Origin of the sequence: Bradyrhizobium sp. 6(2017), from assembly GCF_011058295.2 — a bacterium.
Classification (GTDB): domain Bacteria; phylum Pseudomonadota; class Alphaproteobacteria; order Rhizobiales; family Xanthobacteraceae; genus Bradyrhizobium; species Bradyrhizobium septentrionale.
In genome coordinates, this window is sequence record NZ_CP049289.2 from 7,194,676 (window position 1) to 7,218,557 (window position 23,882).

At 63.2% G+C, this 23,882-nt stretch carries 37 protein-coding genes; 1 reads left to right on the top strand and 36 read right to left on the bottom strand.

Annotation, left to right across the window (positions count from 1 at the left end; genetic code table 11):
- Positions 1-25: 25 nt before the first annotated feature.
- The 23 genes from G6P99_RS34165 to G6P99_RS34275 all read right to left on the bottom strand — a co-directional run bounded on the left by G6P99_RS34165 (position 26) and on the right by G6P99_RS34275 (position 15,861).
- A complete protein-coding gene (locus G6P99_RS34165; RefSeq protein WP_051346911.1) occupies positions 26-391 on the bottom strand; it encodes a phage tail tube protein in 366 nt (121 codons plus the stop codon).
- Positions 392-423: 32 nt separating this feature from the next.
- Complete coding sequence (locus G6P99_RS34170; protein ID WP_165125117.1) at positions 424-825, bottom strand: phage tail sheath C-terminal domain-containing protein; 402 nt, start codon at positions 823-825, stop codon at positions 424-426.
- A gap of 6 nt (positions 826-831) precedes the next feature.
- Positions 832-1,992, bottom strand: coding sequence for a phage tail sheath subtilisin-like domain-containing protein (locus tag G6P99_RS34175; RefSeq protein ID WP_165125119.1), 1,161 nt, complete (start codon positions 1,990-1,992; stop codon positions 832-834).
- A 25-nt stretch (positions 1,993-2,017) separates the two neighbouring features.
- Positions 2,018-2,335, bottom strand: a complete 318-nt coding sequence (locus G6P99_RS34180) for a hypothetical protein (RefSeq protein ID WP_156929196.1) — start codon at positions 2,333-2,335, stop codon at positions 2,018-2,020.
- Positions 2,332-2,976, bottom strand: a complete 645-nt coding sequence (locus G6P99_RS34185; protein ID WP_029085677.1) for a hypothetical protein — start codon at positions 2,974-2,976, stop codon at positions 2,332-2,334. The genes G6P99_RS34180 and G6P99_RS34185 overlap by 4 nt, the downstream gene beginning before the upstream one ends.
- A gap of 1 nt (position 2,977) precedes the next feature.
- A complete protein-coding gene (locus tag G6P99_RS34190; RefSeq protein WP_029085676.1) occupies positions 2,978-3,334 on the bottom strand; it encodes a head-tail joining protein in 357 nt (118 codons plus the stop codon).
- A complete protein-coding gene (locus tag G6P99_RS34195) occupies positions 3,325-3,693 on the bottom strand; it encodes a hypothetical protein (protein ID WP_029085675.1) in 369 nt (122 codons plus the stop codon). Before G6P99_RS34195 ends, G6P99_RS34190 begins: the two co-directional genes overlap by 10 nt.
- Positions 3,686-4,330 (bottom strand): phage head-tail connector protein, encoded by a 645-nt coding sequence (locus tag G6P99_RS34200; RefSeq protein ID WP_029085674.1) that lies wholly within the window; start codon positions 4,328-4,330, stop codon positions 3,686-3,688. Before G6P99_RS34200 ends, G6P99_RS34195 begins: the two co-directional genes overlap by 8 nt.
- Positions 4,330-5,799 (bottom strand): hypothetical protein, encoded by a 1,470-nt coding sequence (locus G6P99_RS34205; protein WP_205751527.1) that lies wholly within the window; start codon positions 5,797-5,799, stop codon positions 4,330-4,332. The genes G6P99_RS34200 and G6P99_RS34205 overlap by 1 nt, the downstream gene beginning before the upstream one ends.
- Positions 5,726-7,180 (bottom strand): phage portal protein, encoded by a 1,455-nt coding sequence (locus tag G6P99_RS34210; protein WP_051346909.1) that lies wholly within the window; start codon positions 7,178-7,180, stop codon positions 5,726-5,728. Before G6P99_RS34210 ends, G6P99_RS34205 begins: the two co-directional genes overlap by 74 nt.
- Positions 7,177-7,524: a hypothetical protein gene (locus G6P99_RS34215; RefSeq protein ID WP_029085673.1), complete on the bottom strand. Its 348-nt coding sequence runs from the start codon at positions 7,522-7,524 to the stop codon at positions 7,177-7,179. Before G6P99_RS34215 ends, G6P99_RS34210 begins: the two co-directional genes overlap by 4 nt.
- Positions 7,525-7,556: 32 nt before the next feature.
- On the bottom strand, positions 7,557-9,656 hold the full coding sequence (locus G6P99_RS34220) for a phage major capsid protein (RefSeq protein ID WP_165125121.1): 2,100 nt from the start codon (positions 9,654-9,656) through the stop codon (positions 7,557-7,559).
- 63 nt (positions 9,657-9,719) lie between these two features.
- On the bottom strand, positions 9,720-9,998 hold the full coding sequence (locus G6P99_RS34225) for a hypothetical protein (protein WP_165125123.1): 279 nt from the start codon (positions 9,996-9,998) through the stop codon (positions 9,720-9,722).
- Positions 9,938-10,063, bottom strand: coding sequence for a hypothetical protein (locus G6P99_RS34230; RefSeq protein ID WP_256434713.1), 126 nt, complete (start codon positions 10,061-10,063; stop codon positions 9,938-9,940). Before G6P99_RS34230 ends, G6P99_RS34225 begins: the two co-directional genes overlap by 61 nt.
- A gap of 13 nt (positions 10,064-10,076) precedes the next feature.
- Positions 10,077-10,388: an HNH endonuclease gene (locus G6P99_RS34235; RefSeq protein ID WP_165125125.1), complete on the bottom strand. Its 312-nt coding sequence runs from the start codon at positions 10,386-10,388 to the stop codon at positions 10,077-10,079.
- A complete protein-coding gene (locus G6P99_RS34240) occupies positions 10,385-11,884 on the bottom strand; it encodes a terminase large subunit (protein ID WP_224496649.1) in 1,500 nt (499 codons plus the stop codon). The genes G6P99_RS34235 and G6P99_RS34240 overlap by 4 nt, the downstream gene beginning before the upstream one ends.
- Before the next feature lie 52 nt (positions 11,885-11,936).
- On the bottom strand, positions 11,937-12,428 hold the full coding sequence (locus G6P99_RS34245; RefSeq protein ID WP_165125129.1) for a phage terminase small subunit P27 family: 492 nt from the start codon (positions 12,426-12,428) through the stop codon (positions 11,937-11,939).
- Positions 12,349-13,176: a hypothetical protein gene (locus G6P99_RS34250; RefSeq protein ID WP_205751528.1), complete on the bottom strand. Its 828-nt coding sequence runs from the start codon at positions 13,174-13,176 to the stop codon at positions 12,349-12,351. Before G6P99_RS34250 ends, G6P99_RS34245 begins: the two co-directional genes overlap by 80 nt.
- Positions 13,173-13,370: a hypothetical protein gene (locus tag G6P99_RS34255; protein WP_165125131.1), complete on the bottom strand. Its 198-nt coding sequence runs from the start codon at positions 13,368-13,370 to the stop codon at positions 13,173-13,175. The genes G6P99_RS34250 and G6P99_RS34255 overlap by 4 nt, the downstream gene beginning before the upstream one ends.
- Entirely contained in the window at positions 13,367-14,062 is a 696-nt protein-coding gene (locus tag G6P99_RS34260) for a ParB/Srx family N-terminal domain-containing protein (RefSeq protein ID WP_165125133.1), read from the bottom strand. The genes G6P99_RS34255 and G6P99_RS34260 overlap by 4 nt, the downstream gene beginning before the upstream one ends.
- A 528-nt stretch (positions 14,063-14,590) precedes the next feature.
- Complete coding sequence (locus G6P99_RS34265) at positions 14,591-14,830, bottom strand: hypothetical protein (RefSeq protein ID WP_165125136.1); 240 nt, start codon at positions 14,828-14,830, stop codon at positions 14,591-14,593.
- Between the two features lie 76 nt (positions 14,831-14,906).
- Positions 14,907-15,140 carry a hypothetical protein gene (locus tag G6P99_RS34270; RefSeq protein ID WP_165125139.1) on the bottom strand — a complete coding sequence of 78 codons (234 nt, stop codon included), beginning with the start codon at positions 15,138-15,140 and terminating at the stop codon, positions 14,907-14,909.
- A gap of 115 nt (positions 15,141-15,255) precedes the next feature.
- On the bottom strand, positions 15,256-15,861 hold the full coding sequence (locus tag G6P99_RS34275) for a hypothetical protein (protein WP_165125142.1): 606 nt from the start codon (positions 15,859-15,861) through the stop codon (positions 15,256-15,258).
- A 149-nt stretch (positions 15,862-16,010) separates the two neighbouring features.
- On the opposite strand from G6P99_RS34275, the gene G6P99_RS34280 reads away from it, so the two are divergent.
- Positions 16,011-17,006, top strand: a complete 996-nt coding sequence (locus G6P99_RS34280; protein ID WP_165125145.1) for an AraC family transcriptional regulator — start codon at positions 16,011-16,013, stop codon at positions 17,004-17,006.
- Here the strand turns inward: G6P99_RS34280 and G6P99_RS34285 are convergent.
- The 13 genes from G6P99_RS34285 to G6P99_RS34345 all read right to left on the bottom strand — a co-directional run bounded on the left by G6P99_RS34285 (position 16,994) and on the right by G6P99_RS34345 (position 23,662).
- Complete coding sequence (locus G6P99_RS34285; protein WP_165125148.1) at positions 16,994-17,209, bottom strand: hypothetical protein; 216 nt, start codon at positions 17,207-17,209, stop codon at positions 16,994-16,996. The two genes, G6P99_RS34280 and G6P99_RS34285, sit on opposite strands and share 13 nt — an antisense overlap.
- A gap of 12 nt (positions 17,210-17,221) precedes the next feature.
- Entirely contained in the window at positions 17,222-17,722 is a 501-nt protein-coding gene (locus G6P99_RS34290) for a hypothetical protein (RefSeq protein ID WP_165125150.1), read from the bottom strand.
- A gap of 176 nt (positions 17,723-17,898) precedes the next feature.
- Positions 17,899-19,140, bottom strand: a complete 1,242-nt coding sequence (locus G6P99_RS34295; protein ID WP_165125153.1) for an AAA family ATPase — start codon at positions 19,138-19,140, stop codon at positions 17,899-17,901.
- The gene (locus G6P99_RS34300) at positions 19,127-19,753 is read right to left on the bottom strand and encodes a DUF7146 domain-containing protein (RefSeq protein WP_165125156.1); all 627 of its coding nucleotides are present in this window, start codon (positions 19,751-19,753) and stop codon (positions 19,127-19,129) included. The genes G6P99_RS34295 and G6P99_RS34300 overlap by 14 nt, the downstream gene beginning before the upstream one ends.
- 265 nt (positions 19,754-20,018) lie before the next feature.
- Positions 20,019-20,285: a hypothetical protein gene (locus G6P99_RS34305; protein WP_234622333.1), complete on the bottom strand. Its 267-nt coding sequence runs from the start codon at positions 20,283-20,285 to the stop codon at positions 20,019-20,021.
- A 259-nt stretch (positions 20,286-20,544) separates the two neighbouring features.
- The gene (locus tag G6P99_RS34310; RefSeq protein WP_246709695.1) at positions 20,545-20,820 is read right to left on the bottom strand and encodes a hypothetical protein; all 276 of its coding nucleotides are present in this window, start codon (positions 20,818-20,820) and stop codon (positions 20,545-20,547) included.
- The gene (locus G6P99_RS34315) at positions 20,817-20,999 is read right to left on the bottom strand and encodes a hypothetical protein (protein WP_165125159.1); all 183 of its coding nucleotides are present in this window, start codon (positions 20,997-20,999) and stop codon (positions 20,817-20,819) included. The genes G6P99_RS34310 and G6P99_RS34315 overlap by 4 nt, the downstream gene beginning before the upstream one ends.
- Before the next feature lie 56 nt (positions 21,000-21,055).
- A complete protein-coding gene (locus G6P99_RS34320) occupies positions 21,056-21,307 on the bottom strand; it encodes a hypothetical protein (RefSeq protein WP_165125162.1) in 252 nt (83 codons plus the stop codon).
- Positions 21,276-21,770, bottom strand: coding sequence for a hypothetical protein (locus G6P99_RS34325; protein WP_246709696.1), 495 nt, complete (start codon positions 21,768-21,770; stop codon positions 21,276-21,278). Before G6P99_RS34325 ends, G6P99_RS34320 begins: the two co-directional genes overlap by 32 nt.
- The gene (locus tag G6P99_RS34330) at positions 21,760-22,362 is read right to left on the bottom strand and encodes a hypothetical protein (protein ID WP_165125164.1); all 603 of its coding nucleotides are present in this window, start codon (positions 22,360-22,362) and stop codon (positions 21,760-21,762) included. Before G6P99_RS34330 ends, G6P99_RS34325 begins: the two co-directional genes overlap by 11 nt.
- A complete protein-coding gene (locus tag G6P99_RS34335; protein WP_165125165.1) occupies positions 22,359-22,940 on the bottom strand; it encodes a class I SAM-dependent methyltransferase in 582 nt (193 codons plus the stop codon). The genes G6P99_RS34330 and G6P99_RS34335 overlap by 4 nt, the downstream gene beginning before the upstream one ends.
- Positions 22,940-23,254, bottom strand: a complete 315-nt coding sequence (locus G6P99_RS34340; protein ID WP_165125167.1) for a hypothetical protein — start codon at positions 23,252-23,254, stop codon at positions 22,940-22,942. Before G6P99_RS34340 ends, G6P99_RS34335 begins: the two co-directional genes overlap by 1 nt.
- 156 nt (positions 23,255-23,410) lie before the next feature.
- A complete protein-coding gene (locus G6P99_RS34345) occupies positions 23,411-23,662 on the bottom strand; it encodes a hypothetical protein (protein ID WP_165125169.1) in 252 nt (83 codons plus the stop codon).
- Positions 23,663-23,882 lie beyond the last annotated feature (220 nt).

Below are 23,882 nucleotides of genomic sequence, written 5' to 3' on the forward strand. Positions count from 1 at the left end.
AAGCCCTCATGTCTCGGCTTGACGTTCACAGGGCCATCTCCTCACACGTCAGGCCTTCCCAGCGCACGCGGACCTGACCATCTCGGGTGTTGTTCTCGAAGCCGCCCTTGCAGGTCGCGCTGGTGAGCACGTACTGCATGCGGTTGGCAAGCTGCGCGACCACCGTGACATCGGTCTCGGCGAGCAGCGTCTCCAGCGACAGGCCGGGGACGGTTGACAGATCGCCCTCGATGTACGGCACGCGCGGCAGCTCCTGATAGCCATGCACGCCGTCCTGTCCCGCGATCATGGTGCGCTCGACGGGCGACGGGCTGACCGTGAAGTTGCCGCGCAGCGCCAGCTGATCGCCATCGACGGTCAGGAAGGCGATGCCCGCGATTCTTTGTGCCATTGTTCAGTCTCCTCTGGAGTTGCGGGGTGAGATCAGGAAGCGCCCGACGCGGCGTTGAACGGCGGCGACGGCTGGCCGATGATCTGGCTGTCGATGCCTCGGTCGTACTGCAGCCTGAACTGCGCCAGCACCGCGAAGATGCGCAGCTGGTTGATCAGGTCAGGCGGATACAGGACGTTGACGCGGTTCGGATCGTTGGGGTCGCGCTCAACGATCAGGTGCTGCTTGAAGGCCGCGAGGTTCTCGACAAGGCCGACATACATATCCTGCTGATACTCGGAGACCAGCTCGGCCTTGATGATGCCGGGAGTGACGATGGCCTGACCTGCGCCGAACTTGGTGCCGTCATCAGCCAGCTTGTGGCGCGGGAATTTCGACGTGATGGCGTGCTTCTGATTGCGCAGCAGCTTCGCCAGTGTCGCGAGCGTCGTCACCAGCTCTTAGGCATCATCGGGCTGGCCGTAGAGGTTGGTCTGATACGTGGTCTGCTCTCGCGCGATCATCGGCTGGTTGTCGGCACCGATCTTTGCGATGGCGAGGCCATTGGATGCCAGCGAGTTCAGCTCAACGAAGTCGAACCGCTCGTGGATCGGCGCGGCCTTGATCTGGTTCAGCGTCAGCGCCTGCAGCGGACGCGCCGGATCGTTGATCAGGGCTCGCTGCGCCTTCGCAGCATAGGCCGCCGCCCACTCGAATGAAGGCGAGGGCGAAGCGACTTCCAGCGCCATCACCGACTCGACGCCGCTGTTGTACTGGTCGCCGAACAGCACGAGATCGGCATAGGTGCCGCGCTTGGCCGAGAAGACATGGCCGAACAACTCGCGCTGCCAGCCCCAGCGGCCCTGATCGGTGAAACCATATTCCTGATCCCACGCGAACAGCGAGTTGCTGTCGGTGTACGGCATTGCGACATATTCGAACGGCTCTTCGCCGAGGTTGATGATCGCGTTGTCGAAGTCAGGCGCTCCGGTGCCGCCAGTCAGGAATGCGGTCGAAGGCAGATCGATGCCGAGCCCGATGGGAGTCTGCTCGCCGCCTCGGCTGCCGTAGTAGTTCAGCGAGACGCTGATGTCGTTGGCGTTGACGCTCTTGAACACCGAGGTGATGGTGACCGCGCCAGTGACGGATGCAGCAGTGACAGGAAGCGCCACGTCCGCATTGATCGCAGCGGCGATGGCGTCGGCGATCTCGGGGATGGTGTCAGTGGTCGAGACCTGCACCGGAACATGCTCGCCCGCGATGTACAGATGGATGGTGCCAGCAGCAGTCGGCACGGTGGTGATCGTGACGTCGCCAGTGGCAGCTGCCGCGCCGACCGGCTCGGCGACCGGCAAGCCCCAGACCTCGTTAGCGAAGTTGTTGGCGAAGAACGCCTTGAACATTCGCGCCAGCTCAGAGCCTTCACCGAAAGCCTGATCGGCCTGCGCCTGGCTGCCAATCGGAATCGCGATGTCCTCGGTGGCATTGCCTGCGGCGACTTTCATGCCGACCAGCAGCGCCCGCAGATTGATGGTCGGCAGGCCTGCCATCGACGGATCGACTTCGACCCAGTAGAGCGGCACCTTGATATTGGCGGGGATGTTGGCAAAGCTAATCGGCATAGCGTCCTCCTATGATCGCGCCTGGTTACGCAGCGTCGTTGCCGCCCTCGGGGCGTGCGCCGTGCTGCGGTCTGCGGCGCTCTTGCGGTTTCGATTGCTCTTGCTCGGCGGGCTCGTCGCGCGTGATCGAGCCATCGGCCAGCCTGCGCTTGGTGAAGCGATCATTCGGCCAGACCTTGCCGCCCTCGGCAGGGAAGCCGCCGCCCTTGGGATGCTTCAGCACCGCGCGGTATTCTTCCTTGGCCGGTGAGACGCGGATGCCGGGAGCGACGGTTTCGGCGATCATCTGCACGCGCTCGTTCTGGCGCTTTCCGCGAAGCGCGACCTTGCTCATAACCCTCATTGCTTTGTCTCCCTCTTCATGGCCTTGCGAAGTTGATCGAACTGGTACTGGACGTGAATCTGCTGGCGCTGATCCATGTCGGCCTGCGAGTCACCGGGCTTGATGCCGGTGACCACATCGATGGTGTTGAGATCGTCGGTGATGATCGGCGGCCAGCCGCTGCGGAAGAAAATTGAAACGTCGTATTGCAGCTCGGCGACCGGCGTTTCGTTATTGAGGCCAGCGGCTCCGAAGACATGGCGGCGCACGCCGCGTGGCAGGCTCTCGATCATGGTGTTGTCAGGCAGGCTGCTGAGCACCACGTTCATCAGCTTCTGATCCGGCCAAAGCCGGTTCATGATCCTCCACCAAGCCGCATCGATCTGCGCCTCGGCGGCAACCTGATCGTTATTCGCGACCACCACCGAGAAGCCGATGCGCAGCGTATGGCTGAAGCGGATATGTCCCGCGTTGCCATCACCATCCGGCAGCATCTGCTCCTCGATGATGTAGACGCCCAGGTACGGCAGCAACTGATGCTGCACGCTCAGCATCTTGGTCTTGCGCGCGGTGTAGCTGGCGAAGAACGGATCGGTGCTCACCGCATCGAACAGCCCGTCGCGAATCACCAGCGAGTAGGACTGCGTGTCGGTGAGGCCCATGTCACATGATCGTTTCGAACTTTCGGATGGTCAGCATGGTCTGGCCGCCGCCATCGCTCGATGCATCGGTGATCTGGTATTCGCCGCGCGGCACGTTGTTGCAGTCCTTGGGGATCACCAGATGATCGTCCTGCTGCGGCAGCACGCTGAACTCGCTCTCGCGGATATCGAGGATCGTGCGCTGGTCGGAATAGAGTTGCCCATCGAGGCCAGCGACATCGAGGCTGTAGGTATTGAGGATGCCGCGCCGCGTGTAGTCAGGCTGCCCCGGCTGCGACTTGATCGGCTTGAACACGACAGGCACCGCCCAGAAGTCGAAGATCGGCCCCTGCAGCAGCACATCGAGATTCACGGCCATTTGGTTGCCCCAGCGAGCAGCCTTTTCATTCGCTCAACGAGCTGATCGAACAGCGAGGCCCGCAGGATCGGGCGATTGCTGCGCACCACCGGGCCCGCCTGCTTGGGCCGATGCTGCTGCGGTGCCTGATGCCGCCGCTGCCTGACATCAGTGCGCGAGCGCGGCCAGATCGAGGTGGCTGCGACAGTCTGGTCGCTGCCTGCATCGACCTGCATATTCGGATACTGGCGCTTCATGTCCTCGCGCTGCCAGTTCTCCAGCTCCTGCGGCATGCTGGTGTGCAGCTCGGTGATCTGCGCGCTGTACTTGTTCAGCTTGGCCAGCAGCTGATCGACGCCCTCGATCCTGACCTCAAACATAGAAGCGCATATATTTGTAGAGCAGCGCGTTGACGGTCTCGGCGGCATCGCCGAGCATCCCCATCACGCCGCTGGTCAGGGCCTTGTTGGTATCCATGAACTGCACGCGCGACTCGCGGTGCGTGATCGATTTGATCCCGGCGACAGCTGCACGGACCCGCTGCATGCGCGCCGCCTGGATCAGCAGCGCGGTCGCCTGCTTCAGCGCGGGTGGGGCTTCGTCGGGCAGATTGTAGCCGCCGCTATAGGTGACGGTGATCGGCTCCGACCACGCGCCATCGATCCGCATCGTGCCGGATCGGTTCTCGATCTCATAAGCGGTCGGATCGACCAGCGCACCGCGCGGCGATTCCACGGTCGTCACATCGCCATCGGCGACCGGGTAATGCGTGAGGAAAAGCCGGGGACAATCGAATGGCATCGAGTCGCCGCGCCATGTCTCGGCGACCTTCTCGAAGCCGAAGACCCGATTGCACATCGTCGCGACCACATCGCTGTAGTGCTCGATGTCCTGCTGCAGCGCGGCGTCCTCGCTGGTGTCGCTGGGATTGATGTTCAGCATTAGCTTCAGCTCGTCGAGCGTCAGCAGATCGTAGCTCTCGGCCTCGGTGATCACCTTGACCCAGATGTCGGCCATCAGCTCGCCTCGTCCTGGAATTGCACGAACAGCTCGCGCAACTGCAGCGGTGCGGCCTCGCTGGTGTCCGACAGGATCGGCGTTGCGGTGTAGGCCTCGCGGTCGATTGTCCAGCCGATGATCGAGGGCGCAGGCAGGCCGCGCTCGCCGCGCGCTCCCGCTTCGCCACGCGCACCGGGCGGGCCCTGCTTGCCGGGGCGGCCAGCGCTGGCGATCAGCTGCCAGCCTTCGCCGGGGCACGGCCCCGGATCATCGCTGCGTGCGATGAAGCTGGAGCCGCCAAGGGCTACGATGTTGAGGAACGAATAGTTCTCTCCCTCGCGGTAGGTGCCGAGAATTTTCGGCATCACTGCATCGCGTCCCTTGGCGGCGATCAGCTGCCAGTCCTCGTGCGGCGGCGCTTTCGCGGTGTCGCATCGAGCCTGATAGGTCGAGCCCTGATGCAGGACGAGATCGCCATCGTAATGGACCGAACCGTCTTCATAGGCTCGCGCCGTCTTCAACTGCCCCGGTGCGCCCTTCTCACCGGGCGGGCCCGCTTCGCCGCGCTCGCCGGTTTCGCCTTTTTCACCGGGGACACCCTGATCGCCTGCAGGGCCCGACTGGCCTTGCTCGCCCGCTTCGCCTTTTTCGCCGCGCTCGCCGGTTTCGCCCTTTTCACCGGGGACACCCTGATCGCCTGCAGGGCCCGACTGGCCTTGCTCGCCCGCTTCGCCTTTTTCGCCGCGCTCGCCGGTTTCGCCCTTTTCACCGGGGACACCCTGATCGCCTGCAGGGCCCGACTGGCCTTGCTCGCCCGCTTCGCCTTTTTCGCCGCGCTCGCCGGTTTCGCCCTTTTCACCGGGGACACCCTGATCGCCTGCAGGGCCCGGCTGGCCTTGCTCGCCCGCTTCGCCTTTTTCGCCGCGCTCGCCGGTTTCGCCCTTTTCACCGGGGACACCCTGATCGCCTGCAGGGCCCGACTGGCCTTGCTCGCCCGCTTCGCCTTTTTCGCCTTGCTTGCCATCTTGGCCTCGCTCTCCGTTGTCGCCCCGCTCCCCTTGCGGGCCCTGCTCGCCGCGCTCTCCGCGCTCGCCCATGGGCCCGATCTCTCCGCGCTCGCCAGTATCCCCGCGCTCGCCACGCTCGCCCTGAAGGCCCTGCAGGCCCTGCAGGCCCGGATCACCATCGCGGCCATCTGCGCCGTCCTTCAGCTCGGCCAGCCGGTCGCTGACCTGCTGCTGCAGGGCGGTGAGCTGCTCGCGCGCATAGGTCATCACCAGCTGGCGCAGCTCGATCACTTCGCCGCGCAGCTTCAGGATCGCGGCCTCGCTCTGCGCCTCGATCAGCTGGCGCTCGCGCTGCCATTGCTCGCGCTGCTTGTCGAGCACATCGGCCAGTGCCTCGCGCCACGCCTCAAGAAGAAAGTCGGCGGCGTCCGATCCGGTCGGCACTGGCAATGAGGCTTCGGACTTCCCGTTGGATTGCATCGCGGTCGCCCTTTTCTGGAGGCGGTGGCTTGGCATCGTCATTCGCGGCAGCAGCAGCAGCGGGCGGTGCGGCTGGTGGAGCTGGAGCTGCCGGAATCTTGTCAACGGCACTGAGCGGAACGACTTGCTGCTGCACGCGCGGCTCGTCGCCAAATTTGACGGCATCGAGGCCCTCGGTCTGACGGGCTTCATTGGGCGCATAGATGCCGCCCTGAACACCACGCGCCAGCGCTTCGATGCGGTCTTTCAACGCCGAGCGCAGCAGCGCCGCCGTATCGAACTCGACATACTCGTCGGGCTGGCCTTTGAGACCGAACAGCAGCCCGATGGATTCCTCGATGTGGTTGAGCGCGAAGCCGAGGCCGGACGCGATCCAGCTCTGCATCAGCAGCTCGGTCGATGAAAGGTTGTTGCCGCCGATGCCGAGCACCTGCAGCGGAATGCGGAAGGCGAGCGCGATGTGCTCATTCGACAGCTTCAGCATGTCGGCAGTCGCAGCATCCTTGCCGCCCTGCGCCCATGGCTGCACCTTCAGGCCTGCGGTCAGGATCGGCGTGCCGCCCTGATGCAGCCCTCGCGCCTGCTCGTTCCAGCGGTCGCGCAGCGCCTGGACCTGATCCTTGTCGAGCACCAGATCGGTCGAGAGCACCGCCGAGGGCCGCGCCTCGTTCATGTAGAACCTGAGTTGCTGCTGCGCGATGGCCGCGCCCATGCCGACATCGCTATAGGCCGCGACAATCGGCGACTCGCCGACCAGCGGAGTCGGGAAGCGCTGGCGCTGGGTGTGCAGCCGGATGTGCAGCACGTCGCGCGCTGGCACGATCAGCGCCTCTTCGCCGAGCCGCCTGCTGATGATGTCATTGCCGCCGAGCTGATAGAAAATATCGCCGGTCGTCGCCAGCCGTGGATAGGACAGGCGCGGGTTCATCAGATGCAGCTCGTTGATCTCATAGCGGTCATTGCGCAGCGCCAGCGCATAGGCATTGCCGTCGAGATAGAGCGAGCGCGTGCCGTTCAGCAGGAAGTCGCTGATCGATTGATAGTCGTTGGGATGGCGCAGGATACGGGACAGGGCCGAATTGGTGATCCGGTCCCGCCCGTTTTTCGCATTGAGCCGCCAATGATCGCCGGGGCACATCGCGACCGTTTGCGCATAGGCCGAGACGCAGGCCTCGACCATTGCCGATTGCGACGACAGCGACAGAACATCATAGCCGTTCTGCCACCAGTTGATGGAGTTGCCGACATCGGCTGGCAACCATCCTCCGGTGACAGGAAGAAACCACGGCCCCGCATGCGCTTCGCCTTCGGCTTTGGACACAAGCGCAGTGCTGCGTCCTGCCTTGATTCGCACGCGAGGCTTGGCGGCGGTCTCGGTCATTCGTGCTTCGCACCCGCCGTGTCATGTTTCCCGGCAGGTGCCGGGGCCGATGTCCGCGTCGAGTAGTCGCCGCGCTGAGCAGGTTGCGGCGACGGCTTGGTCACGCGGGTCTGGTGATGCGGCGACGGCTGACCGGGCGGCGGCGCATTCGGATCGGGCGGCGATCCATCCGGCTCGTGCTCGTCGAGATGCTCGCCCTCTGCCGCGAGGTCATTCTCCTCCTGCGTCGGCGTCGGCTTTGCATTGGCCATCGCCTCGCGTTGCTCGGCCTGCTTCTTTTCGCGGGCCGCCTTCTCGTCAGCGAGCCGCTTCTTGGTGGCTTCGACCTTGTCGGTGTCGGTCATGTCTGAGGTCTCCTTTCGAGAGAGTGGACCGCTTACCAAGTGACGCCGCTGACGACAGCGACGACGCCGGGGCGGCGGATGGTCCAGTTGATCGGCAGGATCAGCCGCAGCGCGAGGCTGTCGGTCTGCCAGAGCGACTTGACCGGGGTTGCAGGGGTGCCAGGCGCAGCGCCACTGACGATGTCGGCGGGCGCGGTGTCTTCCAAGTGCAGCGTGGCTTGATCGCTGATCTCGAAGCGCGGGGCTTCGCCACCGACCGCAACGAAGTCTGCGGCATCGATCACGACCACCTCACCGAGCGGCACGGTGCCGGAATCGATGATCGGCCAGCCGCCGAGCTGGCCTCGGCTGACTTCCTCGCGGAACGGGAAGGCACCGACGCCCGGAGCCGCCGTCAGCGAGATGCTGTTGACCTGCTGCGGGTTCATCAGCCAAGCCGGATTGCGCACGTTGCCCTTGGTGCCAGTGAGCAAGGCACCAGTGAGCTGCTTGATGTCGCCGACCAGCGCACCGAAGCCGCCGCCTGCAGTAGGCGTCAGCGGGGTGATGCCGTTCAGGATACCGGGCGGCCGGATCAACGTCGCCGGGTTGGTGTCGAGCAGGATGCTATCGAGCGAGATCGCGGTGTCCTGCGAGATCGCATCGCGCAGCAGGCCTTCGATGGCGGGCACGGAGTGCTCATCGATCTCCTTGGTCCAAGTGGTGATGACCGCCATCTTCTTGGGCGTCAGGGTCTGCGACGTGAATGCGCCCTGACGAACCGGGATCGGCATGCCTTCGCCGACGAACGAGCCAGCGATGGTCGGCGTCAGCGAGCGGGTCGGAATGATGATCCTGCCGTTGCGGCCGAACTCCAGCGAGAGCCCGAGCGAGGACAGACGCGGGAAGACCGACTTCGGCATCAGCGTCTGCATGAAGTCGGTAACGATCTGCTGCAGCAGCTCGGCGGCCCAGCCGGTGACCGTGGTCATGGCAGGAGCCGTTGCCGCGCGGGTTGCCCAATCGAGCACGGCGCGCGTCTGCTCGTCGTCGCCGTAAATTTCGCGCATCATGGCATCGACAGGCTTGCGATGGATGTGAGCGAACAGCTGCACGGTGCCAGCGCGCACCAGCAGCTCAATCGGCTCGACCTTCTTTTTCGGAAGGTTGAACGGCCTCGCGGGCTGATGCGTCGTCGCCGCCGTTGCGCCGCGCGACAGTACGACAGTGCGGCCATCGTCGGACTGTTGGCCGAGGCTCTTCTCGGTACCGCGCAGGGCTTCGAGCGTTTTCTCTTCCCGCTCGATCTTCTCATTGAGGTCAGTGGCGATCTTCAGCTGATCGTCGCTGACATTGGTCTCGTCGGTCTTTTCCCAATGTGCAGCAAGCTGATCGCGCAGCGCGTTGACGCGCTGTTCGGCAGCGATAATCCTTTGAGCAAACGACATTGTCGTGCCCTTTCTACCAGTCGATGAATTGTCGGCTTGCCCGCCAGTGATCCCGCGCCGCTTGATGCCGTCCGTTGCGCCTTTCCCGGCGAAGACGAGATCGATTGTTGCGGGGGAAATTTTCAGAGCCTTGGCGACCGCGAGCGCATTCGGATTCGCGGGCACCGAGACGACGCTGGTCTCGACCAGCTCGCTCTTGGTGAAGAAAACTCCGTAGTCGGATTCGGCGCGCGGCTTGCTCTCCTTCGGCCTGAAGCCGACCGAGACGGCGCGCAGGATGTCGGCCTCGATCAGCCGTCTGATCTCATCGATGCGATCCGAGGTGCCATCCGGGGCCAGCTCCAGAGTGCCGCGCAGCTGCTTGTCCACGACGCGGACATTTTTCCACTTGCCAATCGGGAAGCTGCTTTGATGGCCGAACAGCGCAATCGGATTTTTCTTGAAGTTCGACAGGTCCCAGCCGTCCGACATGATGACATCGTCCATGCGGTCGGGCGTCTCATCAGAGAGCACGAACTCGAGACCGTTGACCTTGGCGGCGGTGGTCTTGAAGCGGATGCCCTCGGCGGCGCGGTTGTCCCAGATGATCTGACAGACATCCTCGTCGCCGATCTCGTCCGAGCAGCGATCCATGAAGTCCTCATAGGACTCGTCGTCGTCGGGCTCGATGTCCTGCCGCGTCAGGTTCTGGTTGCGCTTCAGCATGGCTCGGCCCTCCCGCAGGCTGCAGGTTGGTTGGATCGATGGGGTGCGAAGGATGAGGAGCGGCTAGGCCGCTGTTTCGACCGCGATGGCGAACTTGGTCTCGGTCTTCTGATCGATTGGATGGGCGCGCGTGCCCGAGCGCAGCTTCAGCCAAGCGATGGCGCGGGCCCAGTTCTCGTGGATGATGATGGTGCTGTTCGGCCTTGCGACGATGGTGATCTCCTCGCCGTTGGCACCGTAGAGATCGTTGTAAAGATTGCCGTCGCTGGAGGCCTGCAGCGTCAGATTCGCAGGCGTGACTCCTGCGGCACGGTGATGCGGACGATCTCGCCAGCGGAGCAATCCACGCCATCGGAAAGCGCTTCGCCTTCGGCAATGGTCGGGCCGTCGATGACTTGCAGCGGCATAGCGGTCTCCTTTTCAGCGGTGGCGATTGGCGGGATGGTTCGGATCGGTCGGCCAGCCATCGGCATCGACTGCGATGTCGAAGCCGCGCGCCTCGATCTGCTGCTTGGTCGAGCTATGGCAGGGCGAGCAGAGACTCTGCAGCTCGCCCAGGCAGAACAGATTCCAGCTTCCGCGATGCGGCTTGACGTGATCGACATGCGTGGCCGCCGTGACGATGCCGTCTGCCGCGCAGAACTTGCACAGCGGATGCGCGAGCAGCTGCTGCCTGCGGCGGCGCTGCCAGAAAGCGGTGTCGTAGAAATGTTTCCAGCTCTCGCGGCTCATCCGATCAGCGCCTCGATATCGACTGGCTTGATGTTGCGATCTCTCGCGCGCAGCCCGAGCAGCATCGAGAGCGCTACCGCGCCGTCGATCCGAAACCGCGCCTTGTCCTTGTCCAGCTTGCGATTGCCAGCGGGATCGCTGGTGGCGACCGCGTTTGCCATGTTCCAGTTCAGCACCGGATTGTTCGGATGGATCAGCTGGCGCTCGATCACGGCCAGCTCCAACGCATCGATAGCGGGGCCCATATCCCTGTAGCCTTGGCCCCAAGGCACCAGCCGCAGGCCGTCGCCGCCTTTTTCGCAGTCCTCGTAAGCCTGCAGCCCGATGCGGTCGAACTCGCGCAGGATGTAATCCATGTGCCAGCGATCATAGGCCATGCCCTTGATGCGATAGCGCTGCGACATCTCAGCGATGAAGAGCGCGACCGCTTCGGGGTTGATCGTCTTGCCGGGGCTGTCATGCAGGCGGCCAGCTTCGGCCCACTCGCGGTAGCGATGCGAGCCCGAGCCGAAGTCGCGGCTTGAATGTTCGATCAGCTTGTCGCGCGGCTTCCAGAAATGTGGCTCGATGCGGCAGGGATCGCTGACCGAGCCGATCATCAGCGCGGTGAGATCGACGGTGCTCGACAGATCGAGCGAGAGATAGACTTCCTCGCCATCCTGCAGCTTGCTCTCGCCCGCGCAGGCCTTCCATTCGGCGCGGCTGATCAGCGAGGCGTGCGGCGAGACGCGCTGATTCAGGAAAAGGTTGCGAACCTTCGGCTCCTCGGCGGGCATTCTGATCGCCTTGCGGATCGATGTCGCAAGGTCCTCATAGTCGCGGAATTTGGCGAGTGCCGGATTCGCCTTGTGCCATTGCTTCTCGTCGCCCAGCTCGCACTCCTCATCGGCGGCGTAGAGATGGCAGACGATGGCCGGATCGACGCCCGAGATTCCATCGTCGATCAACTTCGACATGATGTGCTCGGGATCGTTGCTCTGCGTCGAGATCACGATGAACAGCGGCTCATCGCGAGCGCCGAAGGAAGTATCGAGCACGTCATAGAGGTCGCGGTTCTTCGCCTGGGCCAGCTCGTCATAGATCACGAGGCTCGGCAGATAGCCGTGCTTGGTGCCAGCCTCGGCAGAGATCGCGCGATAGACCGAGCCGGTGCGCCGCGCGATCATGGTCTTGGTCGAGGGCACCAGCTCGATCATCTGGCCCAGCTCGGGATCGAGATCGACCATCTGGCGCGCAAATTTGTAGACGATGGCGGCCTGATCCCGATCATTCGCGGCGGAATAAATTTCGCCGTGGACGATAGCCTCGGGGCCGACCAGATGCGCGAGCACGATGGCCGCGATCAGCGCGGTCTTGCCATTCTTGCGCGCCATCGAGAGGATCGCGCGCCGCACTACGCGCCGCAGCTTCAGCTGGGGTTCATAGACGGCGCGGATGAACAGCTTCTGGAACGGCTCCAGCTTGAAGGGCTCGCCTTGGCCCTTGCCCGAGGGCACGGTAAGTTTCTCGATAAACTTGATGACCGCCGTTGCGCGAGCCCTGTCGCGCTTAGCCTGCGATGAGTCCTGCAAATTTGCTCTGCGAATTGGTAGCCTGCGAGCCCGCGCTGATGCGGCTGCGCGCCGCTGGCGTCAGGCCGAACTCGGCGGCGAAGCGCACCACATCGCCCGCATGCTTGCGCACGATGGAGACCAGCGGATTGACGGCGGCATCGCCGTACTTGGTCTTGATGATCATGCCGTTCATCAGCGGATCATTGCTCTGCATCCGCGCCAGCGATTCCGAGGCCATCCGCCATTGCCCGAAAGCGTGGCAGTAGCAGGCGAGCGCGGGGACATCGACTTTCGTCAGCAGGCCGAGCCGATGCAGCTCGGTCGCGGTGATCCACCACTCATCGGCGGCATAGCCGGTGATGAAGGTCGGCGGCTCGGGGACATCCGGCAGCTGCTCGGGCTGCGGCTCATCGTGCAGCTTGCGCTGGCCTGGATTCCCGCGCAGCAGCTTCAGATGCGTCGGTAGCGGTCGCTTGCCGGGTTTCATTTTCCATTCCTCTCTGTCGCTGGAGCGTGGGGATCGGTGCTGCGCCGTCGCTGTGCCGGTTGGAGCCAGCCATCGCCTGCTTCCCACGCACGCCGCGATACATGGTTGCGCCGCGCGCCTCGATTGCGCTGTAGGGCAGCGGCTCGCCGACGAGGCGAGCGCGAGCTGCCGGATTGAGAAAATAGATGTAGCGCAGCGTGTGGCCTTCGAGCGTCGGGCCGGTGCCGCGCCATCGCCCGCCCGTCGCCGCCAGATGCTGCAGCTTATTGCGCCCGGTGATCTGGCTCATCTTGTGAATGATGCTGCCGTCCTCGGCGATGTGCAGGTCCTTGTTGATCTTGATCGCGGTGAGCAGGAAGCCCGCCGCGCGATAGATCGTGCCGTCGCCGCATTGGCAGGCATCGGCGAAGCTGATGATCCATTCGATATGCGGGTAGTTCTTCCTGATCATGCGCAGCGCGATGCCGAGCGCGCGGCTTTCCGAATTGCGCGGCAGCGCATCGGTGAAGGCGAGCCGGTTCAATTCGAGGAAGCCGTTCCAGCCGGTATCGCGGACCAGATGCACGATGTTCGACTTCTGCAGGCTGGGCCCGAATTGCATCGCGCCCTCCAGCATGCCGTGCAGGAAGACGCCGAGCGACAGCTTCGAATTGCGAACGACCTTGCAGCTGTAATGGACGCGCCGGATCAGCGCGTCAGCATCGCGCTTGGCGATGGGGCGGACCTCGATCTCTTTCGCGCTGGTCATTCGCGCCGCAGCACTTCAAGGGTCATGCCCGCGCCGAGCACGATGAGGCCGACGCTCTCGGGGATCAGCTTGCGGAAGTGATCCTCGATCCATCTGGCCTGCTCGCGGCTCAGCACCTGATCGCATTTCACGACCAGTCGGTCGCCCTCGCGCAGCTCCAGCTTTGCAATTTCAAATCTGGTGGTTTCGGTCATCGGTCGTCCTGGTACGCGCGGCAAATTTCCGCCAGCGCGTTGCCGTTCTGGTTTTTGTTTTCCGAGGCCTCGCTCGGCGGTCCGAGGATCGCCGACGCGCGCTCTATCGCCTTCGCGACCAGCTCGGCCTGCGTCTCGTGCAGGATGAAGGTCATCTGCTGGAAGGGCGAGCGCTCGCCGTCGCTGATAATCGGCATGCCGCCAAGGCCTTCGACGCCTATGCCCATCTCGCGCAGCTCGGTCTCGCTGAAGCCAGTCAGATCGGCGAGGCCGAGCGAGGCGAGGTCGTTCAATTCGACGCGCAGCAGCGCATCGTCCCACTTGCCGTTCTCGGTCAGCTTGTTGTCGGCGATCAGATAGGCCCGCTTCTGCGCATCTGACCAGCCGTGAGCTACCATCGTCGGCACCTGATCGATGCCCAACTGCTCCGCAGCCAGCACTCTCCCGTGGCCAGCGATGATCGTCCCGGCTTCATCGATCAGCACCGGGATGGTCCAGCCCCACTCGCTGATCGAGGCCGCGATCTGCTCGATCTGCTCCTCGGAATGCAGTCGCGCGTTGCGGGCATTGGGCACCAGCTCGCGGATCGGGCGGCGCGATACCTGATCCGCAGGCCAGTTCCGGGCTATTTCGGACGCTCCGAAATGGCTGTTTTTGTCGGGAAAAACGCCCTTTTTGCTCGACTGCTGCATTCCGGCTCCCATGGTCAAGCCCCTGAAAATGCTGCGGTTTTGGCGTTAAGAAGGATCTTCCACCCGGCAACGGGGTACCGATGAAAAGGGCCGTTTTGATCAATAAGTTAGCCTGGACCGCTTCCGCCTAACTGCGTCAGGTTCGGAGCGGTATTTTCGGAACAACCCCATGATCGTATTGCCGAATTTGCAGGCGGAGAACTTTCGTCCTTGAGCGTTTTCTGAATGTGCAGGCGCTAATTTTGGAGCGCCGCCAGCGCTCGGACCCGTCTCGCCAACGGTTAGCGATCCTCCCCCCCGGCCCGTGGCATATTATTCCCCCATGGTTTCAATTGGTTAGATCGCATTCGGGGCACGAACGATGCGAATGCATGGTCAAATTCGGACTACCGGAAGGCCCCGACCGGGCCGAAACGGCCTGATCTGGCTCTCCTTGCGCCCCGTTCACTCGCAATAGAACTAACTTCCACGCAAATAGCGTCGCTGTATCAATGGCGTGTGGCGCCCTTAGCGGCACCCGATGGGGCTTCAGCGCGGGGCCGCCAGCTTGCTGCGGACCTCCTCGCAGCTCTCTGACACGCTGACGAACTTGCCATCGGTAAGGCCGATCATGCAGCGGACTTCGCTGGTGAAGAACTTGCTCTGCTGATCGCCTTCGCGAGCGCCGCGCAGGCTGGTCACCTGATCCGGGTTGATCTCGACCGGATACCCATCAGGGCCATGGAACGAGACGAGGCGCAGCGCGGCAACGACAACAAGCTGGATCATCTCGGTTCAGCAGCCCTTGCAAATGTCCGGTGGTGGCGGCTCAGCTGGCGGCAGCGCATCGAACCGCGACTGCTTCCTATCGGTAGGCCCAAAAGTGCGGCAGGCAACCGCCCAGGCCCAGCACGCCAGCGAGCCACGTCACGATGGCGATGATGCACAGCAGGCCAACGATGATCTGCGCCCATTTGTAGACCATCGGATCGATGCTCCAGCCGAGGAAGCCGGTGATCAGCCAGCGCATCGCATAGGCGACCACGAAGATGATCGCGAGATAGAGCAGCAGGCCCAGAAACGAGATCAGGATCGACATGCCGCGCCTCCACAAAAAAACCGGCCTCAGTGTGAAGCCGGTGAAAGCAATGTTGTGTAGCGTCTGGACACAGGGGCGAGTCACACTTCGAGCCGCACCTGCGCGCGTGAAGAGATCACTCTGGAACTGGAAAATCAATTCCCGGCAGCGGCGGGAAGATGTGATGTGGACCTGTCTGGACCTCATTGGTCAAAATCTGTCGAAAAATATTTTGTCGCAGGCGGGCTCGAGCCTCGGCATAGGACATGCCGCGCCCTTGCTGCTTGGCTTCCAGCCGCCACGCGCGATAGGCCGAATTGAACCACGCCAGCTCGCCTGCGGCTTGCGCCTGCGCGATCCGCTGCTCGATGTATGCGACCGCCGTGCGCGCCCGCGCGAGCACGGTGTCGTGCTCGGTAAGCGCAATGCCCATATGCGCGGCGACGTTCTCGACCTTGCGCTGCGCGGTCCTGGCGGTGGCTACCAGCAGGCCATCGTCGCCTCGCGAAAGGCTGGCGTTGACCTCGCGGCAGATCAGCCTCGCGTCGGTTTTATCCTTCACCCAGTACGCGCAGGTGATCTGCAATGCGGGCCATCTGCGGCGCAAGGCCAGCAGGCTGTGCAGCAGATCGCGCGAGCATGAGACGAAAGCACCTGCAGGCAGCGCGGCAACATAGATCGCGACCACACCGTAGATCGCCAGATATTCCCGCACAGCTCCTCTCGGCAGCATCAGTGCCATCGGGTGCCTCGATCTTATGCGGTTTGTGACAGAACAGCGCAGATCAAAAATATTTCATCGGGAAAAAACGGCAATGTGCACAATGTGACACCGATCACGTTCACGCATCTGAGAAATCGCCCCAATCCGCTCATCTAAGAAATTCTGCGATGACGACGCTTGAGTTCGGGGTGGAATTGTTGAGTTCGGGTGGAATTGTCAGGGTTCAGCAGCAACTTGAGTTTGCCGACTTCGAAGTGCTGCGCAACGCCGTGCAAGATGCGCCAACACCAATGGACATCGTGCAGCTTGGGCAAGGCGAGATGGCCGGGACGCTGGCTCACCTGTCGGTTGGCTCGGTCGGCATCTCGACTGGCTCCTTCACGCGCGGCGTGCGTCAGCGCGGCGTTCTCAGCACGAACCGATGGACTTTCGGCATGCTGCTCGGCAGCTCGGCCTTGCTGCAGCATTTCGAGGCGACACCGGGCGATCTCATTGTGATCGCGCCCGACCAGGAACTCTATTCGCGCTTCATCAACGGCAACCATTATGCAACGACGCTCGTCGCGCCGGACGAGCTGTTCGCGTTTCTCGCCACCCAACCCGGTGCGCAGGATGTCGCGGCGTGGCACCAGCCGACTACGATGCTGGCCAGTGATCGGGCGACGACTGCTGCCAACGTCAAACAGATGTCGATGATATTGGCTGCGCTCACTGAACATGGGCCGAAGCTGTCGGTTGACGCCGCCGATTTTTTCAAGCGCAACATTCTGGAGCTGGTGACCGCGCCCGTGCGCGACACCGTCCGCTATAGGGGTGCGCGGGTGCTCGCGGCAGCAAAGCTGGTGCGGGAGGTGGACCGCTACATGATTGATGCAGGCTCCAGACCCATCCACATTTCCGAACTTTGCGCGCACTTCAGCGTGGGCCGTCGAACGCTGCATCGAGCTTTCAACGAGGTGGTTGGCATCTCGCCGATTGCTTTCATGCGCCGCAAGCGGCTCGGTGACGTGCACACTGTGCTGCTGACGGGCGGGCCTGACGCGACGATCAAGGATGTTGCAATCGAGCATGGCTTTATCGAACTCGGCAGATTTGCTGGCGCTTATCGACGGTTGTTCGGCGAGTTGCCATCGCAGACCTTGCGGCGTGCTCAACATCGCTGATACGCCCCCTTCATTTCGTAGACGACCGACACCCGCCAGCCCTTGAGCTGGCAATGCTCGCGGACCCTGCTGCGCGTCCACCTGCCGCGCTTCATGAAGTGCAGGATCGGCGCAGCCTCGACCACGATGTCATCCCAGAGCACGAGGCCAGCGACGAACTGCCTCGGCTTCGGTGCTCTGATCTGGGCGAGGACTTCGACCATGCGCGGGCCCCCTCAGAACACCGACACGCGGCAACTGCGCAGGCCTCGCGCGATGATGTCGCAGCCCTGATCGTGGCGCTCGCGCCATGTGTCGGCATAGCCGCCGCGCTTGGCTGCGATCCATCCGCTGTCGCGGTCCAGCGAGTGCGCCAGCGCCACCGCGTTGACAGCGCGCAGGAGATGCGCCAGCGGCGCGAGGTACTCGGCGGGCCAGCAGATCGCGGCTTCCATGCGCTGCACCTCGCGGCTTGAAGGCAGCAGCCGGATTCGGTTCTGCAGCGCCTGCGTCCGCTCCAGCTCGCCCTGCGCCTGCTGCGCCAGCAGGTCGTCCCACTCGTAGCAGTAGGCTGGCCACGCCGCCGATCCGCCGCCGCCCATCGGCAGCATCGCCAAGGTCCGCATCGCGTCGCACAGTCGGCGGCCGACATGCGGGCCGTTCCATCGCGGCGGAACCTCGTCCAGCAGCTCGGGCTGGAACTCTTCTTCGTTGATCCTGATCGCTGCTTGCTGCATCTCGTCCTCCTCGGTTCCATCCGCTCCAGTCGCCGGGGCGCACTTGGGGCTCCACTGCTCCAGTCGCGTAGCTAGTCAGCTCACCCCTTTAGGGGTGAGTGACTGGAGCACTGGAGCAAGTGCGCTGCTCCAGTGGTTGCTCCAGTCGTGCTCCAGTCGCATTGACTGGAGCAAAGTCACGGTTCCACATCAGAAACCTCCACGAATTTTCGGCTGCGCCGCTGCTCGTCCAGGCGCTCGACTACCGTCAGGGAACCGGACGAAACCCACACCTTGAGCAGGCCGATGATCTTGGCGCGGTCGGTCTTGTCGGCGGTGCTGAGATCGAGCGCCTTTGCGACAGCGACGCCGACCCAATCGGTCGAGCGCGGGTTCTCGCGCCACGTCCCGCCACGGATCACGATGGCGACCTGATCGAAGTCGCTGCCGGTCACGCCGGTGAGCGGATCGGGCCATTCCCAATGCGTGACGACGCCGACGCTGTCGCCGCCCGCGGGGCCGTTCTCCAGCCAGACGCTTGCGAGCCGGAACCAGTCCGAAGCGACCACGGGCGGCGCAAGATTCGCCTTGTCGTTGAAAGCGCGGAAGAACAGCCGATGATTCTCGACACCAGCCTTCGCGCCGTCCTCCTCGCTCATCTGGTTGAGCGCCCTCGCCACGCGCGCCGCATCGGTGAGCGCCTTGGCTCCCCGGCTCGAATCGGTCGTCACCTCGGTGCCCGCTGGAGCCTTGCGGGTATGATGCACGAGATGGATGGCGCAGTTGGCCAGCTCGGCGACCCGGCTCCATTCCTTCGCGATCATGTCGATGGCTGAATTGTCGTTCTCGGAAACCTCATGGCAGCTGACGAACGGATCGACCTCCAGCACATCGATGCCGTGCTCCCTGAGCTGCTGCACGAGGTTCTCGATCACGGGCCGCAGGATGATCGTGCCGCCGCGAATCTCCTTGGCGATCACCAGCGCATGATCGCGGCCCGAATTGACGAACAGCCGGTCGCTGATGTCATCCACCGTCAGGTGATAATGCTTCGCCGCCGCCTGTATCTTGCGCGTGGTCTCCTCCTGCGGGTCTTCGAGATTCCACAGCCAGACCTTGAGCCTGCGCACCGGCAGCACGCCGAGCAGATCGCGGCCAGAGACCATCGCCAAGGCTTCTGCAGCGATCAGGGATGACTTGCCGATGCCGCCTGGCGCAATGGTCACGGTGAGAAATCGCCGCACCAGCAGCCTTCCGTAGAGCCATTCGCGCAGCGGGATGTTCGCAGGATCGGTCCAGATGTACGGCGCCGCAATGATGACGACGCGCTGCTGCTCGCCTTCCTCGGCGCGACCGCGCTTGCGGCGCGCATCATCGAACGGCACGATGATGTCCGCTGGCGAGAGCGTCTTGTGATCCTCATCCTCAAAGTCTGGCACAGCGAGCGCTCCAGACATCGGCTTCGTCCCAGCCCTCTCGCTTCGGTGTTTCGACTTCGACTTGCTTTCCGGCTTTCAGCCAGCGATCCATGCAAACGCCAGCGGCCTTGTGTCCGGGCCTGCACCAGATGCCGCCGATCTTCTGCAGCGGATCATGATCGGCCCAGATCACCAGCCGGTCGATGTCGCCGATCACCGGGAAGGTCTGGATCAGCGATGTCGAGCCAAGCGCCCATGTCGGCGCGTGATCCATCGCGATGCAGGCAAGCGCGGTCTCCGGCCCTTCGGCGATATGCAGCGTGCTGCCGATCTTCGGCTGCAGCTGCATCGCAGCGCCGCTGCAGGTGCCGAGCATCATGCCCTTGCCGATCTTGCGGCCTTGGCGATCCAGAAACAGCCGCTGAACTGCGGTGACCGCGCGGCTTGAGATCGAGCGCATCGCGATCACCACCGCAGGATGCTCGCCACTTTCGCGCGGGCAAGCCGGATGAAACCGAATGTCCTCGATCTCCATCGCCACTGACCAGAGATCGCGGCTCTCGAAATAGCTTTGTGCGAGCGTGCCCCTGATCGGCTGCGCATCATCGAAAGCGCAGCGCGCCAGCATGCGCATGCGATGCTCGCGCTGATCGCTAAGCGTTTCACGTGAAACTGGTTTTTGTTCTCGATGAGGTTCAGACATATCCGATGAAGACCAAAGCCCGCGCGAGCGAAGCACAACAATTATGTCTACGGGTTCGCAGCCCGCCAAGCATCGGACCTGCACGCTCTCGTGGCCATCGAAGATGATCATGCTCGGGTTGCGATCCTCATGCGCGACGCAGCGGCACTTCCATTGCCTGCCGGATCGCACGGCCCCGAGCGCCTGGGCGAGCTGTTCAGCTGTCATGGCTCACCCCCAATTGCTTGCATGGCAGCGCGGATGAAAGCGCTCGCTGGTCGGTGATCAATGGCGTTACCGAGGGCGCGCAGCTTATCCACGCGGGCGGGAATCCCATCAGCCACGAGACGAAGTCCGGATTTAACGCGCCGCACTTTCCCGTCGATGCGACAGTGCGCGAGATCGAACTGATCACTCCCGAATTGAACACTTGCCGGGGCAATTGATCGAGCCGCTTGCGATTCCGCTCGCGCTTGATCGACATGCCCGGTGTATCCTTCCAGTCTCTGTTCGATGCCGTTGACCAGAAGGCCCACGAACCAGTATCGGTCGCGCAGCTGCTCCGCACCCGCGCATGCGGCCTCGACAGGGAGCGCCCCCACGGCGTAACCCAGCGCTTCCAGATCACCTCGCACAAGTCGGAGCCAGCGAGGAGCGGTCGCAAGTTGTTCGCCAAAGACCGTTGCAGGTCGTCGCTCGCCGATGAGCCGAGCCCAAGTCGGCCAAAGGTGCCGTGGGTCTGCCTATCCAGCCTGCTTGCCGATGAGCGAGAACGGCTGGCAGGGGCAACTTCCTGTCCAAACAGGTCGAGCGTCAGGCCATCGCGCTCCTCGCAGGGCGAGCGACCATCCGCCGATGCCTGCGAAGAAATGGCATGGGTCGAATCCGGCAAGGTCGGCAGGTCGAACATCGACAATTGATCGTGTATCGACTTCGCCGTCGGCGATGAGCCGTTCGTTGATGAGATTGCGCAGCCATCCTGCGGCATAGGCATCGATCTCGTTGTAGTAAGCAGTCACACCAGCCGTTCCTGCGCGACCTGCTTGCGATAGTCCTCGGCAATGGCGTCCATCAGCTCCAGCTCGCGATTCGCCAGCGCTTGCGCGATCTTGCCGCGCTCGACCAGCCGCAGATAAATTCGGCGGCGATATTTCAGCTCGCGTTCGGCGCATTGCAGCTTGTCGTGGGCAGTGATCATGCGTCGCCCTCCAGCTGATCGACGACCGCGCCGACGACCGATGTCGACGCGCCTTGCTATCGCGCGTGATCGCGCTCCTGATGTTGGCCAGCTCGGCCCCGTACTGCAGTGCCAAGGCTGAGCAGCACAGCGCCGTCGCGCGCTATCGCTTCGACTTGCTCGCCGGATTTGCCGCCGTTGATGAAGACCTCACCAAGCGCGCCGTCATCGTAGAAGCCGAGCGTGATGGTGTGGCTCTTGGCGAGACCGCCGAAGCTGATCTCGAAAGTCTCGCAGCTACGGCGCTGCGGCAGGATGCGGCGCTGCATGCGGCCCTCCCTTCTTGCGGACCACGCGACCGTATCGCTCCAGTGCATCGGCATGGGCCAGCTTGGCCAATGCCTCGCTGCGAAGGCGGGAGACATTGAAGGCGATATCGGCAGCAGACAGCTCTTCGAGCCTCACATAGACAGGCTCTTCATTTTTTCCCGCGGTACGCACTTTCGGGTAACGCCACTGCAGGTCTGGAAACAGCGCATGCTGACGTGATCCCTCATCGTCGTCGTCGTTCGCCTTGCCGCCGTCCTCGAAAAGATCGCGCAACACTGAGCGGGCAATCTGGCGCAGCTCCAGATGGCAACCCAGCTGCACAAGCATCGGCGCTACTTTCTTCGGATCAAGTTCAAGCATCGCCTCGGTCGCAACCCAGCTCGGGCTGATGCTAGTCTCGCTGCGGCGTTGGTCGATGATGCGGACGATAATGTTGATCAGTACTTGCGCCTCAGGTGCCATCGGTTGCTCCTATTCGTTTGAGCCACGCAGCGACGCGCGGCGCGAGGGTGTGAACATCGTCCAGCATGTCGGGCGTCATGGTTTCGAGAATGTCTTCCGGATGGCGGTGCAGCAGCCCATCGTCGCGGGCGAAATCCATCAGCCGACCCCATAACCACAGCGCTTCCTTGGCGACTGGCGTGATCTTCGGCGGCTCGGTGGCGCGGATGATGCCGTTGGTGGTCGGCATCTGCGTCTGATCGGTCAGCGCAGCCTCGAATTGCTTCTCGGGAATCGCCGCCAGCTTTTGCCAGTTGGCGGACTGCTTGTGGGTGATGCCGTTGGCTTTCAAAGAACTGCTGCCCTCGGGGTAGCGGTTCTTTTTGCTGGGCTGGCCGCCCTTCGCCTTCGGCAGCTTGCGCAGCAACTCGCCAGCTTTGCGCTCGGCGCGCAGGCGTATCTCGCAGGCCTGTCGCTCAGCCTCGGTGTTGTGCGCCTGGCGCGAATAGTGCTCTAGCGCCACCGCCCTGTCGCGGATCGCTTTGACTTCATCGACCTTGTAAGCGGCACCGATTGCGCGGCACATCGCATCGTATTTCGCCAACTGCGTCATGCTCGCCCCTCCCACGAAATGCGCGAGAGCAGCGTCGGCCCTCGATGGCGGCGATCCCAGACGATCCAGCAGAAGGCCATCGCGCTCACGGCGCGGCGGCCCTTCCAGCCAGCCCGATGCATCATCGGCAGGCGCTGGCGGAAGACGTAGACTCGCGCGGGCGGCTGCTCATCGAGACAGAACATCCGTGCTCGGCCAGCTGCGTGGCAGGGATGGCCAGCCTCAAGGAAGCCGAGCCGCATCAGCATAGCGACGTAAGGGCTCAGCTCGATGGCATGCGCGGCGAAGCGCGCTGCGATCTGGAATGGCGGATTCGTCACGATGCCGCGCGTCAGCTTCGGCATGCGCTCGCTGATCAGGAAGTCGCGGCCTCGCGCGATGTCGCTGGTCGCTACGCGATGGCCAGCTCGGCGCAGCACGCGGCTGATCGCACCGTTGCCGTCTGCGGGCTCCCAGATGCGGCGCGGCAATTTCTCGACGCTCAGCAGGGCATAAACGGCAACCGATGGGGTCTCATAGAGATCGCGCCCGCGCACAGCGCGCGGATGCGCCTTCGATTGCGTCGAGAGCGCCACCATCAGTGCACCTCGAACCTCGAGCGCAAGATTCCGGCTTGCTTCAGGGTGGCGACGGCATCATCGAGCGAGCTGGTGACGAGCACCGCGAAGCCACAGGCGACGAGATGCGCCAGCACTTCACTCTGATCTTCCGACACGCGCCCCGTCTTGAAGCGCTTCAGCTCCAGCCAGAACACGTGCGCGTTGGGGCCGACGAAAATAAAATCCGGCCAGCCTGGCATCGCGCCCATGCGCTGCAGTCGCTGACCGCTCAGCGAGTATCGCCTGCCGGTGCGTGGATCAACGCGATGCTCGCGCGCTTCGCCGATCGGCAAGTGCGTGAACTTCCAATGCGGGTTAATCCAGCGCTTGCAGATGTCAGCGAGCGTAGCGTGCGTTGCGAACTCCAGCGGCGGCGGCGGCGCGATGCCTCGTTGCCTCTTGCCCTTGAACAGCGATAGTTGGCGCATGGCGGCTCCCTCCGCGCTTCATCAAGCGGCCTGTTCGTTGTTGTTTTCCGTTGTGCCGTAGAAGCCCCAGAGCGAGATCGGCGCAAAGTAGCCTTCGTCCGCGAGCGCGGCGCGCATACAAAAATAATATTTGCTCGGGAAGAGTCCGCGATACCTGCGCCAATTGCAGACAGCGGCGCACGTCTGGCCGGTGATGCGACCGACAGCCACAGGGCCGCCGAGCGCATCGACAACATCGTTGAATGACCAGAGTGGTTGTAGAGGCCGCGTCATGATGGCGGCATGCTGGGCTTCAAATTATATTTCAGTCAAATGCGCGAGCCGGTCTTCATTGGCCGCACGCGAGCGCAAGGCTGAGGCCAGATAAGTTCAGCTAGGTCCACATCAGCTCAGGTCGCCGCAAACTATTTTTTTGTATGCGAAAAGTGACAGCGCCGCGCTCGAAAAGAATCGCGGCTGCCTCTTGACGCAACAAATTTTTCTGCGCGAAATC